The organism is Asaia siamensis (assembly GCF_014635085.1).
In the GTDB taxonomy this organism is placed as follows: domain Bacteria; phylum Pseudomonadota; class Alphaproteobacteria; order Acetobacterales; family Acetobacteraceae; genus Asaia; species Asaia siamensis.
Genome location: NZ_BMCH01000001.1, coordinates 1 through 14,159, shown reverse-complemented (window position 1 = coordinate 14,159; position 14,159 = coordinate 1). Strand labels below are relative to the sequence as shown.

Annotated in this window: 18 protein-coding genes; 16 read left to right on the top strand and 2 right to left on the bottom strand. The window is 56.6% G+C overall.

Going from position 1 to position 14,159, the window contains the following annotated elements:
* Nucleotides 1-10: 10 nt before the first annotated feature.
* From IEV53_RS00090 to IEV53_RS00020, 15 genes are all read left to right on the top strand, one after another.
* On the top strand, nt 11-1,015 hold the full coding sequence (locus IEV53_RS00090) for a flagellar motor switch protein FliG (protein ID WP_188425346.1): 1,005 nt from the start codon (nt 11-13) through the stop codon (nt 1,013-1,015).
* A complete protein-coding gene (locus IEV53_RS00085; RefSeq protein WP_188424405.1) occupies nt 1,012-1,797 on the top strand; it encodes a FliH/SctL family protein in 786 nt (261 codons plus the stop codon). The genes IEV53_RS00090 and IEV53_RS00085 overlap by 4 nt, the downstream gene beginning before the upstream one ends.
* A 3-nt stretch (nt 1,798-1,800) precedes the next feature.
* Nucleotides 1,801-2,163 (top strand): flagellar motor switch protein FliN, encoded by a 363-nt coding sequence (gene fliN / locus IEV53_RS00080; protein WP_188424403.1) that lies wholly within the window; start codon nt 1,801-1,803, stop codon nt 2,161-2,163.
* 57 nt (nt 2,164-2,220) lie between these two features.
* Nucleotides 2,221-2,538, top strand: a complete 318-nt coding sequence (locus IEV53_RS00075) for a hypothetical protein (RefSeq protein ID WP_188424400.1) — start codon at nt 2,221-2,223, stop codon at nt 2,536-2,538.
* Between the two features lie 89 nt (nt 2,539-2,627).
* Nucleotides 2,628-3,383 (top strand): flagellar type III secretion system pore protein FliP, encoded by a 756-nt coding sequence (gene fliP / locus IEV53_RS00070; protein WP_229719448.1) that lies wholly within the window; start codon nt 2,628-2,630, stop codon nt 3,381-3,383.
* 439 nt (nt 3,384-3,822) lie between these two features.
* Complete coding sequence (locus tag IEV53_RS00065; protein ID WP_188424398.1) at nt 3,823-5,328, top strand: methyl-accepting chemotaxis protein; 1,506 nt, start codon at nt 3,823-3,825, stop codon at nt 5,326-5,328.
* Nucleotides 5,328-5,612, top strand: a complete 285-nt coding sequence (locus IEV53_RS00060; protein ID WP_188424396.1) for a hypothetical protein — start codon at nt 5,328-5,330, stop codon at nt 5,610-5,612. Before IEV53_RS00065 ends, IEV53_RS00060 begins: the two co-directional genes overlap by 1 nt.
* 1 nt (nt 5,613) lies before the next feature.
* Nucleotides 5,614-5,997, top strand: a complete 384-nt coding sequence (locus IEV53_RS00055) for a response regulator (RefSeq protein WP_188424394.1) — start codon at nt 5,614-5,616, stop codon at nt 5,995-5,997.
* Between the two features lie 29 nt (nt 5,998-6,026).
* Entirely contained in the window at nt 6,027-8,300 is a 2,274-nt protein-coding gene (locus IEV53_RS00050) for a chemotaxis protein CheA (protein WP_229719447.1), read from the top strand.
* A 39-nt stretch (nt 8,301-8,339) separates the two neighbouring features.
* Nucleotides 8,340-8,810: a chemotaxis protein CheW gene (locus IEV53_RS00045; protein WP_188424390.1), complete on the top strand. Its 471-nt coding sequence runs from the start codon at nt 8,340-8,342 to the stop codon at nt 8,808-8,810.
* On the top strand, nt 8,807-9,646 hold the full coding sequence (locus tag IEV53_RS00040) for a CheR family methyltransferase (RefSeq protein ID WP_188424388.1): 840 nt from the start codon (nt 8,807-8,809) through the stop codon (nt 9,644-9,646). The genes IEV53_RS00045 and IEV53_RS00040 overlap by 4 nt, the downstream gene beginning before the upstream one ends.
* Before the next feature lie 3 nt (nt 9,647-9,649).
* Nucleotides 9,650-10,702: a protein-glutamate methylesterase/protein-glutamine glutaminase gene (locus tag IEV53_RS00035; protein WP_188424386.1), complete on the top strand. Its 1,053-nt coding sequence runs from the start codon at nt 9,650-9,652 to the stop codon at nt 10,700-10,702.
* A gap of 65 nt (nt 10,703-10,767) precedes the next feature.
* Complete coding sequence (locus IEV53_RS00030; RefSeq protein ID WP_188424384.1) at nt 10,768-11,157, top strand: response regulator; 390 nt, start codon at nt 10,768-10,770, stop codon at nt 11,155-11,157.
* On the top strand, nt 11,157-11,717 hold the full coding sequence (locus tag IEV53_RS00025; RefSeq protein WP_188424381.1) for a chemotaxis protein CheD: 561 nt from the start codon (nt 11,157-11,159) through the stop codon (nt 11,715-11,717). Before IEV53_RS00030 ends, IEV53_RS00025 begins: the two co-directional genes overlap by 1 nt.
* A 47-nt stretch (nt 11,718-11,764) precedes the next feature.
* On the top strand, nt 11,765-12,109 hold the full coding sequence (locus IEV53_RS00020) for a hypothetical protein (RefSeq protein ID WP_188424380.1): 345 nt from the start codon (nt 11,765-11,767) through the stop codon (nt 12,107-12,109).
* Between the two features lie 133 nt (nt 12,110-12,242).
* Here IEV53_RS00020 and IEV53_RS00015 read toward each other — a convergent pair whose 3' ends face one another.
* Together IEV53_RS00015 and IEV53_RS00010 are read right to left on the bottom strand one after the other, a co-directional pair.
* On the bottom strand, nt 12,243-12,590 hold the full coding sequence (locus IEV53_RS00015; RefSeq protein WP_188424378.1) for a flagellar biosynthesis regulator FlaF: 348 nt from the start codon (nt 12,588-12,590) through the stop codon (nt 12,243-12,245).
* A 111-nt stretch (nt 12,591-12,701) separates the two neighbouring features.
* Nucleotides 12,702-13,598 (bottom strand): MotE family protein, encoded by an 897-nt coding sequence (locus IEV53_RS00010; RefSeq protein ID WP_188424376.1) that lies wholly within the window; start codon nt 13,596-13,598, stop codon nt 12,702-12,704.
* A gap of 132 nt (nt 13,599-13,730) precedes the next feature.
* On the opposite strand from IEV53_RS00010, the gene IEV53_RS14920 reads away from it, so the two are divergent.
* Nucleotides 13,731-14,159: flagellin (locus IEV53_RS14920; RefSeq protein WP_371869802.1), on the top strand; the 429-nt coding region annotated here is incomplete at its 3' end.

Sequence of the window (14,159 nt, the reverse complement as noted above, 5' to 3'; positions counted from 1 at the left end):
AAAGAAAACCATGAGTGCAACCCATCTGACCGGAAAGCAGAAAGCCGCCGTTCTGTTCATGACCATCGGTCGCGAACGCAGCGCCAGCCTGATGCAGGCACTGCATGAAGACGAGATTCGTGAAATCTCCAGTGCCATGGCCGGCCTCGGTGTCATCAGAGCCGAGATGGTTGAAAGCGTGTGTCGCGAATTCGTCGAAAACTTCGAGAGTGCCGACGGACTCGTTGGCACTTTCGAGACGACCGAGGCCTTCCTGCGCAAGACGCTCAATGCCGATCAGGTCGAGAAGATCATGGACGAGATCCGTGGTCCGGCCGGACGGAACATGTGGGATAAACTCGGCAACGTCCAGGAATCGATTCTGGCGAATTATCTGCGAAGCGAATACCCGCAGACTGCCGCCGTCATCGTGAGCCGCCTGCAACCCGCCCACGCTGCGCGCGTCCTGGCACTCCTGCCGGAAGACTACGCTACGGATGTCATGATGCGCATACTGCATATGGAAACCGTACAACGCGAGGTCATCGAAAGTGTGGAGGCAACCCTGCGCTCCGAATTCATTTCTTCGCTCGGCCGCGCTTCGAAGCGCGACAGCTACGAATTGCTCGCCGAAGTCTTCAATAATTTCGATCGCAAGACGGAAACGCGTTTTGCCGAGCTTATGGACCAGGAGAGCCACGAGGATATGGAAAAGGTGAAGGCGTTGATGTTCACCTTCGAGGATATCAACCGCCTCTCGCAGGAGGCCCTTATGCGCGTCGTCAACGAAATCGACCGCGACCGTCTTCCAGTCGCCCTCAAGGGTGCCTCTGACAGCGAAAGAAAGCTGTTCCTGCAATGCATGTCCAAACGCGCCGGCAATATTCTTCTCGAGGAAATCGCCTCGCTCGGTGCGGTACGCGTCCGAGATGTCGAGGCCGCGCAGGCAGAGATCGTTTTGACCATCAAAAATCTGGTCAATTCCGGTGAAATCGACATGAATACTGCTTCGGACGGCGAGGAATTCATTTCGTGACCTCTGGCTTCGTCCCCTTCCAGCACCGCTTGCACGATCCCAGGACGGCCAACACGACGAGGCCATTGCAGGATGGCCAGGGCATTGCGCGCGATACGTCCGACAAGAGCGGTCTCGCACGTCGCCTGACGGATTTCAGCGTCGCGCCCCCTCAGACGATCAAGCCCTCCATCGCAGAAGAGATCGCGCCAGAAGAACCCCAACCTGACACCGCCCCTCCCCTCATCTCCCTTTCCCAGGATGAGCTTGATGACCTTCGCCGTGCAGCCTTCGATGCCGGGCGTGAAGAGGGGCGTACTGCGGCCACGGCTGCTCTGGAGGCGGAGTTTACCGAAAAGCTCTCGGCAATTGCCGAGGCTTTCCAGTCGGAGAGGCGATATCGGGCACAATCAGCCCGCGAGGCGGGGCAGGTTTATGTCCAGACCGTCATCGATTTGCTCGTGACGCTCACCCATCTCCCGGCAGAGGCCCTGAAGGGCGTCGAACGTGACCTTCTTCAGGATGCTGCTGATCTGGTTGAGCTCTGCGAAGAAGACGTCGTTATTTACTGCGACCCAAAGGATGAGGCCCGCCTGAAGCCTCTTCTGGGAACAGACAGCAAAGCCCGCTTTGAGCCTTGTGCGAAGCCTATGGCATCCACTATCAGAATCGACTCTGGAACACGCTCGATTCTCATCGATCCCACCAAATGGCGCCAGAGCGCCATCGACAGAATCATGACTTCTGTCAGTGCGTCGATTGACCGGGAAATTCTCGCCTCCACAACGATGGACAGGCACTGAACCATGGATGATAAAAACGAAATGGTCTCACTCGAAGATTTCACATCCGAACCTTTCGCTCCCCAGGATGCCTCATCTGAGGCAGCTGCTTCACAGGAAGCCAGCACTGGCCGGTCCGACGCGGTTTATGACATTCCGGTCAAGATCACTGCCGTGATCGGCACAGCCACGATGCCTGTCAGCCAGTTGCTGCGCCTTGGACGCGGCGCTGTCGTTGAACTGAACAAGAAGCTTGGAGAAGCGGTTGATATCTACGCCAATAACCGCCTGATCGCACGTGGCGAACTGGTGGTCGTGGATGACAACAATATCGGCGTGACAATGACCGAAATCCTCTCATCGTCCTCGGGCGCAGCCAGCAAATAATACCCTTCTCCCTGGTCGAACAGGATTCCGGCCCATGCCTCACTTACTGCCGCCCAGATGACGCTGCATTCCTGGATCGATTACGCGGCGTCCTTCATCACGGTCATCGCGCTTATCTTTCTCTTGCGCTTTGCCATTGTCTATCTGCAGCCACGCCTTGGCCGCCGCCATCAATCCGCTCAACTCGGCCTTATCGAGTCTCTCTCTCTCGATTCCAAACGCAGACTGTCGCTCTTCAGATGTCAGGATCGGACCGGCCTCATTCTCACCGGCGGTGAGACGGATCTTTTTCTGGGCTGGGTCGCGCCTGAGACCGATACGACCCAACCTGAAACATCGTTTCCGGTTACCGCAACGCTGCCGGAGACCCGATAGTGATCGCTGCCCCCTCCTATTGGCCTCTGTCGGCACGAATGCTTGTACCGTCTCTTTTTTCTGCTGACAGACTGCCGGAACTGAGCCCCGTGAAAAAACAGGGCTGCCTGCTGCCTCTGGCTTTTGTGCTGGCGATCGTACTTCTGGGCTTCTCCTCATCAGCCCACGCGCAGTCCCTGACGCTCGATCTCGGTCATGATGGTAGCAACAGCGGCACAACAAGCAGGCTGATACAGCTCACTGCGCTGATCACACTGCTTTCTCTGGCGCCCAGTCTGCTGGTCATGGTGACCGCGTTCACACGCATCATCATTGTTCTGTCGCTTCTGAGGGGGGCTATCGGCGCTCAAGGTACCCCGCCCAACCCGGTGATTATCGGGCTTTCACTTTTTCTGACCTTTTTCGTCATGCAGCCAACCTTTGAGCAATCGTGGAGTCAGGGCATAGCCCCCATGATCAACGGTACAATGTCAGAGGTCGATGGACTGACCGCTGCAGCAGAGCCCTTTCGTCACTTCATGCAGGCCCATGCGAGGCCGTCAGACCTCGCGACGTTTTATCATCTCGCCAATCTGACCCCTTCACCACAGGCAACTGTCGCGCCTTGGCGCGTGCTCATGCCAGCCTTCATGGTTGGAGAGTTGAGCCGCGGCTTCGAGATGGGTTTCCTTCTTTATCTACCCTTTCTGATCATCGATATCGTCACGTCCAGTGTCCTGATGAGTCTTGGCATGATGATGCTTCCGCCAGCGACCATCTCCCTTCCTTTCAAACTCATTTTTTTTGTGATGATCGACGGCTGGCAGATGGTTGCAGGCGGGCTGGTGCGCAGCTTCGGGTCCTGAATTCGTCTCCCTGCCTCACCCCATAGGGCGATCGGGACAAAGCGTGATTTCGCCCCGATTTCATAAAAATATCATCCTCTTGGGCTTCCGCAAGCGGCTCACCGACGAGCATGGAGACCGCGCCCTCTCATTGCAGACCACATATGAAACCCATCAAAAGCGCCCGAGGGGCGCCCATAAGGAACGCCGTACGACCGACCTGAAGCCCGGAAATACAAGTCGAGTGCTTAACTTGTTCTTAATGCCTTCATGTAACGGTTTAAAGCATCGCCCATGTATCTCCAGTGGGCATACCGACTTACATTCTTAACTTTTTTATAACACTAATTGGCAATACGGTTTCTGGACTTACCAGCACTTACTCATGATTGCGAAGTAGAGCACGATGAAGACCTGGCTGTATCAAGAAGCATCGTACCGGTCCAAGATCAGTACGACGATGTTATGTATTCAATTACTCCTAGTCGTTCAGCTCATATGCGCATTCGGCTTCTTCTATGATAACGCCTTCTCATCAGGCGCTTTCTACACGCTGCTGGCGCTCACTCTCATCCTGCTTGCCTCGAGCCTGTTCTTCCGCCTCGCCCTGATTCAGGCTGTTGCCGAGCCGGTCGAGACAATTCTGACTTACGGCGAAGGTCTGATTCGTGGCGATGCACGCGGACGCACGCGCTTTTCCGACACACGAGATGAGAGCGGTCGTCTGATCGCTCTTCTGTCTCGCCTGCATGAAGCCCGCTCGGACAAGAGTGAAGACAAGGCGCAGATCGAGGCTCTGAGCAAGGAGGTGGACGGGCTGAAATCCGGCGCAGCTGCAAAGGTCGCGGAAATCAAGGCCGCAGTGGCTACGATCGAGACAGCCATGTCCGCTGTCGCCAAGGGCAATCTGGATCAGACCATTACGGGCGACATTCTCAACGGTGATCTTGCAAAAATAGCCATCAGCTTCAACGAGGCCTGCCAGAACTGGAGAACCGTTCTCATCAACATGGCGCGCAGCTCGGAATTTATCACGACGGGCGCAGCGGAAATTTCCATGGCGTCTGACGATCTGGCGCGTCGCACCGAAATTCAGGCAGAAAATCTAGGCAAGGCTGCCAGCTCTGTCAGAACAATCAGCGAAGGCATCAAGGCAACGGCCGATGTCTGCTCGGAGTCCAGCGTCGACACAAAAAAGACGCTCGATCAGGTCAAGCTCGCCACAGAGGTCATGGATGAGGCCAATACCGCCATGAGCGGTATCCAGAAATCATCCAGCGCCATCGGGGAAATCATCTCCGTAATCGATGGGATCACATTCCAGACCAATGTTCTTGCCCTGAATGCCGGCGTCGAGGCGGCTCGCGCAGGCGATGCAGGCAGAGGCTTTGCTGTCGTTGCGCAGGAAGTTCGGTCGCTGGCCGAAAAATCGGCAAAATCAGCGAATGAGATCAAACGCCTGATCTCTGTCTCTGCCGAGCAGGTCGATAAGGGCGTGGGCCTCGTACACCGCACCAGCCAGTATCTCGGCGATTTCTCCGAAAGCATTTCGAGCATTGCGCATCGCATCGAAGATCTGACCAAGACGACACGCGAGCAGGCCCTGCGTCTGGCAGAGGTCACCAGTTCGATCAATGACATGGATCAGGTGACCCAACAGAACGCTGCGATGGTCGAAGAAGCGACAGCGGCAAGCCATAACCTCACGACCGAGACGCGCTCCCTCACCCAGACACTCAATGGTTTCGGACTGGGCAAAAAGGCTGAGGCAGCTCCAATGGCCCGCAAGCCAGCCGCCCCCCCGGCTAAGCCGGTCGTCCGGCAACCACAGCCGACCAGAGCTGCGACGGCATCCACTCAGGCGCTCGAGACAAAAAGTCCGACGCCTGTCCGCCCTGCGCCCAAGGCTCCGGCCAAACCGGCCCTGCAGGTAACGTCCTCCGACCAGGGTTGGGAGGATTTCTGATGGATCAGATTCCCATCAACGCAGGCGTGGACCTTCCCGCAATCATGATGCCGTCCCGCCTTGATTCAGGTGCAGCTCCCGGCCTCAAGGATATGCTCACTCTTTCGCCGGAGAGTGCGCTTGACGGGTCGGAGGTCACCTATCTCGGGGGGCTTTGCCTCCAGGTCATCCTGGCCAGCGAGCGTCCGGTCATCAACGCTTCAGACAAATTGTCCGAGGCCCTTATCCTATTCGGTGCAACCTCAGTCCTGCAGAAAACTGCCTCAATGTCAGAGAGCCCTTGATATGACAGAAACCCCCACTTTGCGCGTCCTCACGATCGATGATTCCAGAACCATGCAGAGCATGCTGCGGAACGCGCTCGAAGGCGCAGGCTACGAGGTTATCCAAGGGAATGATGGCGTCGAGGGTATCGACGTTCTGGAGGCTGCCACCCCGCCCCCAGCTGTCATCATCACGGACATCAACATGCCTCGGCTCGACGGCTTTGGCGTGATCGAGGCTGTCCGCAAGATGGACCGCTTCCGGCATCTCCCCGTTATCGTCCTGACCACAGAGAGCGATCAGGAAAAGAAGGCGCGCGCGCGGGCTGCGGGAGCTACCGGCTGGATCATCAAGCCTTTCAATTCCGACAGTCTGGTCTCAGCCATCCGGCGCGTCACTCAGTAAGAGAAAGCAGGGACAGTATGAGCTCAGACATGGACGAAATCCTGGAGATTTTTTTCCAGGAATGCGACGAGCAGCTGCAGGAGCTCGAAACGGGTCTGGCGGCTCTTGCTGCCGATCGTGCCGAGGATGATACGGTCAATGCGGTATTCAGGGCCGTACATTCCATCAAGGGGGGCGCGGCTTCCTTCGGACTGCAGAATCTCGTCCGCTTCTCCCATGTTTACGAGAATTCTCTCGACGGAGTGCGCTCCGATCGTATCCAGCCGACAAAAGAGATCATCGCCGTCTTCCTCAAAAGCATGGATGTTCTCAGCGATCTCGTGGTCGAGGCACGCGGCGGCGCCTCCGTCGACGCACAGCGTGTAGATGAGAGCTTGACCGAACTGAAGGTCGTGAGTGGTGAGGCGCCTGCCGCCACTTCCAGCCCGGCCGCCAGTTTCGACCCTGCAGAGAGCGAGGCTGAAGCGTTCAGCCCGGTTCCTTTCGAGTTCGAGCCCGTCGCCTTCGATTTCGGTGACGATTTTGCGGAACCTGCATCGGCGCGAAAGATCGTCACCTTTCATCCGCATGACGCCATGTATGGCTGCGGCGACGACGCGCGTAACATCCTCGTTGCCCTGACTGCCCTCGCTCACGACAAGGGCGATACCGCCCAGGTAGAATGCCTGACAGAAGCGCTCCCTGCGTTTCACGATCTCCTGCCGGCGTCTTCCTATCTCACCTGGCGCGTCGCCCTGCCAGACAGCGTTGCCGAGAGCGAAATCCGGGATGCCTTCGACTGGGTAGTCGATAGCTGCGATTTTACGCTCGAATCGGACAGGGCCGTTACCGAAACGACAAACTCCGATGCGAGCGACGAAGCGGATGCGTTTTTCGATGCGCCTGCGAGCATATCCGAAGATACCATCCAGGCAATGGTGGCGCAGAGTGCGGGGCAGGCCCTCTCTCGTGGGGCCAGTCTGCCCACAACGGACAGACGCCTCACGGCGGAGGCATTTCTGGACGACCTCGCCCCGCCAGCCACGATACAGCGCGATGAAGAACCCATCGCCCTGACCGGCGCAACCGTCGCGCGCAAGGCCGAGGCTGCCTCGATTCGTGTCGATCTCTCTCGCGTCGACGACCTCATGGATCTGGTCGGCGAACTCGTGATCGCCCAGGCTGCCGTGCAGTCGCTGTGCCAGAAGGCAGGCACCTCCGGCCATCACGAGCTGATGCAGGGCATTGAGGGCATGCAGACCCTCACCCGCGACATTCAGGACGCCGTCATGTCCGTGCGGGCACAGCCTGTGCGGAGCGTGTTCCAGCGTATGCAGCGTGTCGTGCGTGAAGCAAGCTCAATGACGCAGAAAGCAGTCAAGCTTGTACTCGAAGGCGAAGACACGGAAGTTGATCGCACCCTGATCGAAAAGCTCGCCGCCCCGCTCACGCACATGCTGAGAAATGCGGTCGATCACGGTATCGAAAAGACGGAGGACCGGATTGCAGCGGGCAAGTCGCCCGAAGGATGCATCACGCTTTCTGCCGAGCACCGTTCAGGGCGCATTCTGATCACCATCAAGGATGATGGCGCCGGCGTGAATCACAAACGCGTCTTCGAAACAGCCGTGAAACGCGGGATCATCGCTCCCGATGCGACGCTAAGCGAAGACGAGATCAACAACCTCATTTTCACCCCCGGCTTCTCGACCGCATCCGAAGTATCCGATCTTTCCGGGCGTGGTGTCGGTATGGATGTGGTCAAGCAGGCGATCATGAGCCTGGGTGGACGCATCGTGATCAGCAGCGTTGCAGGCAAGGGCAGCACGTTCAGCCTCAGCCTGCCTCTCACTCTGGCCATTCTCGATGGCATGCTGATCTCGGCCGATGAAACAACGATGGTCATTCCGATCTCTGCGGTTTCCGAGGCCATTATCGTCAGCCAGAGTGACGTCTATTCCCTTCCCGATGGCACAAGGATCATCTCGAAGCGCGGTGAGTGCATACCGCTGCTACCGCTCGGGGTAACCCTCGGGCTGGCTGGCGCGCGCGTGAGGGATACTCTCGAGGGCGCTGTGGTTCTCGTCGTGGAGAACGAGTCCGGCAGCCGCGCCGCCCTGATCGTCGATGAAATCTGCGGCCAGATGCAGGTGGTCATCAAAAGCATGGAGCGCAATTACCGCCATATCTTCGGGGTCTCGGCCGCGACGATTCTGGGCGATGGCAGTGTCGCTCTCATTCTGGATGTGTCTGCGCTGATCGCCGCCGCTCTCAGCCAGACGGAAAACAAAGCAGCGCTCGGCGTCTCCGAGCTCGTAAACTAGGCCAACATGACCATGCTCAGCATCAATCAGGAAACGAAGATGTCCGAACAGTTGACCACCCGTGAAGGGGCCGACACGGCCTCGGTCAAGATGATCGTGTTTGCCGTCGGCGCTCAGGAATATTGCATTCCGATCCTCAGCGTGCGTGAAATACGCGGGTTCGAAAAAACGACGACCCTCCCCTTCGCGCCAGCCTATGTCTGCGGTGCCATCAATCTTCGTGGGATCATCCTGACCGTCATCGACCTGGCGGCCTATCTCAACATTCCTCCCGAGCTGGAAAACTCCAGACGTGTCGTCATCATCGTCGAATCACGCGCGGGTGTTGTCTATGGTCTGCTGGTCGATCGCGTGATCGACCTGGCCGATATCAGCACCGGCGATATCCAGCCGACCTCTGATGAGGGCGCCTGCCTCCACGGTCTCGTCCTGATCGAAAACCGCATGATCGGCATTCTCAAACTCGATACGGTCGTCAAACATCTCGTCGGTGAATCCAGCAAAGAATGACCAACAGCATCACGCTCTCCGCCCCTGACTATACCGACGCCGACTTCCAGTTGTTGCAGTCGATCGCGCGCACCCAGGCCGGTATCTGCCTGCCAGCGACGAAAAAGGCGCTCGTCTATTCGCGCGTTTCCCGCCGGGTAAGGGAGATGCAGCTCAGCTCCTTCAGGGAGTATCTCGCCTTTACGACCAGCCCCGCCGGGACGGTTGAAATGGAGAAGCTGATCTGCGCCCTGACGACCAATGTTACCGGGTTTTTCCGTGAGGTGAACCACTTCGACCATCTCAGGACTGTTGTCATGCCCGAGCTGGCACCTGCGCTGCGCAAGGGCAAACGCGGGCGCATCTGGTCGGCGGCCTGCTCGACAGGGCAGGAGCCCTGGAGCATTGCCATGACTGTTGCCGGCAGCTTTCCGGAAATCGGCAATTATGATTTCCGCATTCTGGCAACGGATATCAACAGTGATGTCGTAGCGCGGGCAGCCAGTGCCACCTATGCGCCGGACGAATTGGAAGGGATCCCGGAGAAGGACAGAACCTCCTTTCTCAAGCTTTATGACGGTGCCTATCGCTTTTCGGAAACGCTTCAGCGCCTCCCCGTCTTCAAGGTATTGAATCTCAACGCAGCCTGGCCGTTTCACGGCTCTTTTTCAGTGATTTTCTGCCGGAATGTCGTCATCTATTTTGATGACGAGACCCGCGAGGCCCTCTGGAAGCGCCTCGCCGAAAGAATCGAACCGGGAGGCTTTCTCTATGTCGGCCATTCAGAACGTGTGGCCAATGCGAAACTGTGCGGACTGGTGAGCATCGCGCCGACAATTTATCAGAAGGAAGCCTGAGCGATGACATCACCCGTCAAGGTGCTCGTAGTTGATGATTCCCGCACGGCGCGCGCCATGATCCGCCACGCCTTTCAGAGCCATCCGGATCTTGTCATCACCGGAGAGGCTGCCAATCCGCTCGAAGCCAGAGACATGATCATCAAGGACCAGCCTGATGTGATCACGCTCGACATCGAGATGCCCAACATCAACGGCCTTCAGTTTCTTGAGAAAATCATGCGCCTCCGACCGATACCGGTTGTCATGGTCTCGAGTCTGACAGAACGGAACGCAGAAATAGCGCTGACTGCCCTTCAAATGGGCGCCTTTGACTGCTTCCCTAAAACGACCGCGACAGTGCCCGGTATGAATGCCTATGCAGGCCTGCCGCGCATCGTGCGTCAGGCTGCCCGGTCCAAGCCTGTCGTCAAAACGCCTTCGACACCTTCGCCCGTCTTGGCCACCGATAGGAAATCATGGAAGCAGCCTCATGATCTGATCGCCATCGGCTCATCGACGGGGGGCGTTGAGGCCATTGAGGAAGTCCTCAGCGGTTTTCCATCCGTAAGCCCTCCTATCGTGATCTGCCAGCACATGCCGGCCTTTTTCACCGCGAGCTTCGCTGCCAGACTGGATAAGAAGCTCGCGCATCTGTCGATCACCGAGGCCCGTGACAGGGAAGTGCTGTCGCCGGGACAGGTGCGTATTGCTCCGGGCGGTACGCAGCACATGACTGTGGTCCATACTGCGCAAGGCGTTATGACGCGTCTGGTCCAAGGCCCCCCGGTTAATAATCACGTCCCTTCCGTCGATGTCCTGTTTGACAGCGTTGCCGAGCAGTGTGGCGCCCGCTCCATGGGCATCATCCTGACAGGTATGGGGCAGGACGGGGCCGAGGGTCTTCTGGCGATCAAACGAAGTGGTGCCTGGACGATCGCGCAGGACAAGGCCTCGTCAGTCGTTTATGGAATGCCCAGAGTCGCGGCCGAAATCGGGGCGGCTTGTCAGATCGTTTCTCTCAATCAGATCAGTGCAGCAGCCATGAGCGCGTGCACGCGCCAGACTCAAGCGTGAAACAGGTTCCAACCGTGACACACCGCCTCAAATTCTCGACCATTGTGAAGTCTTAAGGACCGGAAATGCCTGCAGCCTCTCAAATCAGAGCTTTGATCGTCGATGATCAGGCCTCCATACGTCAGGTACTCGCCAACAATCTGGCACAGCTTGGCTTTACCCAGGTCGCTCAGCGCAAGGATGGTAAGGAAGCACTCGATTATCTCGGGCAAAATCCGACCCATCTGGTTATTTCCGACTTCAACATGCCCGTAATGGATGGCCTGGCGCTGCTGCGCGCCGTGCGGGAAAACCCGAAAACACAAAAGACCGCCTTTGTCATCCTGACCAGTGAGACCAGCCGCGATCTGGTGCAGGAGGCCATCAAGGCCGGCGTTAATAATTTTCTGGCAAAACCCTACACGGTCGCCAAACTCCGGGAAGTTCTGGAGAAGGTTTTCGGGCCTATAACCTGATGCAGATGCCAACGAAGACTCACACCGTTATTCAGGGAGACGTCGTTATCTCCGATAACGCCGACGTGCTCCTGACAACTCTTCTTGGCTCGTGCATATCGGTATGCATGTATGATCCTCTCGCCGGCATCGGGGGGATCAACCATTTCCTGCTTCCAAACGGTGAGGGCTGCGACAATAACACCGCCCTGCGCTTTGGCGTAAACGCTATGGAAAAACTCGTAAACGGCATTCTCAGCGGTGGCGGACGACGTGACCGCTTGCTTTGCAAGGCCTTCGGGGGAGCTGCGATCATTCCCTCGCTTGGGCATATCGGACAGGAAAACAGCACGTTCGTGAGGCGCTATCTCGAGGAAGAACGGATCACCTGTATCGCGCAAAGCCTTGGAGGCACGCAGGCGCGACGGATCAGATTTTGGCCAACGACGGGCAGAGCGCAGCAGAATCTTGTCGATGATAGCCAGGCCATCGGGATACAGGAACAGATCTTCAATAAGAAAGAAGCTGACTTCGAAACAAAATGGAAGAAAACGAACGCTTCTAGCGTCGAGCTATTTTAAAATTCGCCACAAGTGCTTGCCGCCCTTCCCCTACAGGAGCCAAATTGTTGAACACGAATCCCCATGAAGTTCTATCGAATATTGTTCAACAGTTGATCATCACTCATGGTGACCTGCTATCTGTTCAGGCTGCGGTCGAACGGTCTGCTCTTGGCAATGCATTCCATGAAAGTGAGATTGCCAATTTACAGAAGCTCGATCACGCCACACAATTTGTTGACGCGATTACGACGATCCTGCGCAATCTGATGACACTTTCTCTTTGGGACGAAAATGTCGCAATTACTCTGGATGAGGTGCTGAACGATGTATGCTTGGGGAGCATACACGGGCTCTTCTTAGGAAAAGAAAAAGAGCCGCATAGTCCTGCCGGAGAGATGGATTTTTTCTGACAAAAATCAGCAGCTGGACGCCCAGATCAGGAGCGCAACACCGCAACCTTTCAGGCATCAGACGTAGCTAACACTCACATCTGCCAACACCGCGGCACATGCGCGCGATGCCCCCTGCCAGCTCTACCGCGCGCTATTGCGCGAGCAGCCCGTCTAGAACATCCTGAGCGATATCTATCAAAGGCTGGAGCGAAAGAGCCGAATCAAGAATAGCCTGTATGCCGTAGCGCTGAGCTTTGTCGGCCAGGTTTACGATCAGGACACGATCATCCGATGGGTTCTGTCCGCTATCGACGATATTGGCTTTCATGATGAGCGACCAGAGTTTCTGGTGCCGATCCAGCGCCTTGAACCGCAATGCGTGGTCCTGCTCGGCGGCAGTCAGCTCGTTGATCATCATTGTGAAACAAGCTGCCTCCGCTTCGCGGCCTGAAAGCGACGTTTCTGCAACGGCCTGATAGGCCCTTAAAGCAGGATGCATTCTGACTTCACCGTTTCAAATCGATTGATGCGTCACAGTCAGGTGACGCGACGGAGACACTAACTTAATTGGCCGGAGTTGAAAATCGGGGCAGTATCAGCGCTAAAAGCATCACTCCCGCAAGGACGGCCCTTTGTCAGAATCCGTGTGCGGCAGCCAGGAGAGAACGCCGGCTGACGTTGAACGGCGTGAAGACCCATCGGGAGTGCCACCTTGACTATGGAAGTTGCGCACGCCAGCCAGATATTGCGAAACAGTATTGACCCTCTCAGGGAACATATACCCCATGATCGCTGAAATCTTTCTGGGATTCATGTTGTTCGCGATAGAGACCAGCACGTGGATATCCATGATATTGAAAACTGCTGCGGCCTCACGCGGAGGCATTTCCTCGTAGATCTTGACGAGTCTCGAAGTCTCGGCCGCCATCGTCTCACGGTGACGAGCCTGCTTTTCCGCAAGTTCGGCCATCGAGTTATCGATGGCCCGCATACGTTCCTCCAGAACGATGCGAGCCGCATCCAGGACGCGCTTCTGTTCCTCGAGTTTTTTCTGTTCCTCGTCAACGCTCCCCTGCTTGGCAAGCAGATGATCTACGATTTCCTTCTGCGCCTGATCGGTGGATGTCAGATCTCCCGGTGTCGCCCCTTTATCGCTCAGGCAGGGCCCGATCCCACATGGGGCCGCATGACCGTCGCTTTTGAGAAAGGCCGCCTCGACGGGTGCCACTGAAGAACCCGATTCCACTGCCTCACTCAGGCCGGGCACAGACCGCCAGCCCCCGCGGCTCGTTGTCTCCTGTTCGCGACGGGGTACGGTACCTTGCTCGGCAGAGGCTTCGGATTTGGGACTATTTGCAGGCAAAGCCGTATCGCCACGCCCATCAGCAGGAGTGCTACGATCATCCTGCCCCATATGCTTCGCAAGTGCATGAACATTCATCGCAAGCGAAAGCGTCATGAGGATAGTCGAGATGTGGAGCAGTCGCCCCAGGGGAAGTCTTGGCATTGCCATTCAACCCAATCACTGAAAAACAAACGCAATAATTAATGGAAAAGATAACAAAAAATCAGCAAATTACTGAAAATTTGCACAAGAAAAATTCATACGCATATTAAGCGACGACTATGCTGCAAAGGCATGAATATACCGATAAGATATTGCTCACGTAATAGTTATCCAGCTGGAATTTGGCAAGCACCTTTTCAGAGGCGACATGGAAACGGCGCTGCGGCTTGTCACTTTGCCTCGGCCTGTGCCCAGTTCGCCACGCCTTGTTACGTAGCACAAAGCATTTTTCGGGAAGGCGTTTTTGGTAATCTTCTCTTATCCATTTCGGGATTTATGGTGTTTGCGTGGCCCGATATCTGGGCAAGCACCAGGAGAAATTCGATGAGCCTTTCGATCAACACCAATGCCTCGGCGATGGTTGCCGTTCAGACGCTGAACGCCACGCAGTCCGCCCTGAGCAGTGCAGAAAACACCATCTCGACCGGCCTGAAGGTCTCGAGCGCCGCTGACAACGCCGCTGCCTACGGCATTGCCCAGCAGATGCAGGGCAATGTTTCC

Coding starts and splice junctions, on each gene's coding strand:
- IEV53_RS00050 (WP_229719447.1), top strand. CDS start 6,027: ATGGACGAAATCCTGGAGATTTTTTTCCAGGAATGCGACGAGCAGCTG.
- IEV53_RS00010 (WP_188424376.1), bottom strand. CDS start 13,598: ATGCCAAGACTTCCCCTGGGGCGACTGCTCCACATCTCGACTATCCTC.
- IEV53_RS00030 (WP_188424384.1), top strand. CDS start 10,768: ATGCCTGCAGCCTCTCAAATCAGAGCTTTGATCGTCGATGATCAGGCC.
- IEV53_RS00060 (WP_188424396.1), top strand. CDS start 5,328: ATGGATCAGATTCCCATCAACGCAGGCGTGGACCTTCCCGCAATCATG.
- IEV53_RS00015 (WP_188424378.1), bottom strand. CDS start 12,590: ATGCATCCTGCTTTAAGGGCCTATCAGGCCGTTGCAGAAACGTCGCTT.
- IEV53_RS00065 (WP_188424398.1), top strand. CDS start 3,823: ATGTTATGTATTCAATTACTCCTAGTCGTTCAGCTCATATGCGCATTC.
- IEV53_RS00090 (WP_188425346.1), top strand. CDS start 11: ATGAGTGCAACCCATCTGACCGGAAAGCAGAAAGCCGCCGTTCTGTTC.
- IEV53_RS00075 (WP_188424400.1), top strand. CDS start 2,221: ATGACGCTGCATTCCTGGATCGATTACGCGGCGTCCTTCATCACGGTC.
- IEV53_RS00055 (WP_188424394.1), top strand. CDS start 5,614: ATGACAGAAACCCCCACTTTGCGCGTCCTCACGATCGATGATTCCAGA.
- IEV53_RS00025 (WP_188424381.1), top strand. CDS start 11,157: ATGCAGATGCCAACGAAGACTCACACCGTTATTCAGGGAGACGTCGTT.
- IEV53_RS00035 (WP_188424386.1), top strand. CDS start 9,650: ATGACATCACCCGTCAAGGTGCTCGTAGTTGATGATTCCCGCACGGCG.
- IEV53_RS00040 (WP_188424388.1), top strand. CDS start 8,807: ATGACCAACAGCATCACGCTCTCCGCCCCTGACTATACCGACGCCGAC.
- IEV53_RS00045 (WP_188424390.1), top strand. CDS start 8,340: ATGTCCGAACAGTTGACCACCCGTGAAGGGGCCGACACGGCCTCGGTC.
- fliN (WP_188424403.1), top strand. CDS start 1,801: ATGGATGATAAAAACGAAATGGTCTCACTCGAAGATTTCACATCCGAA.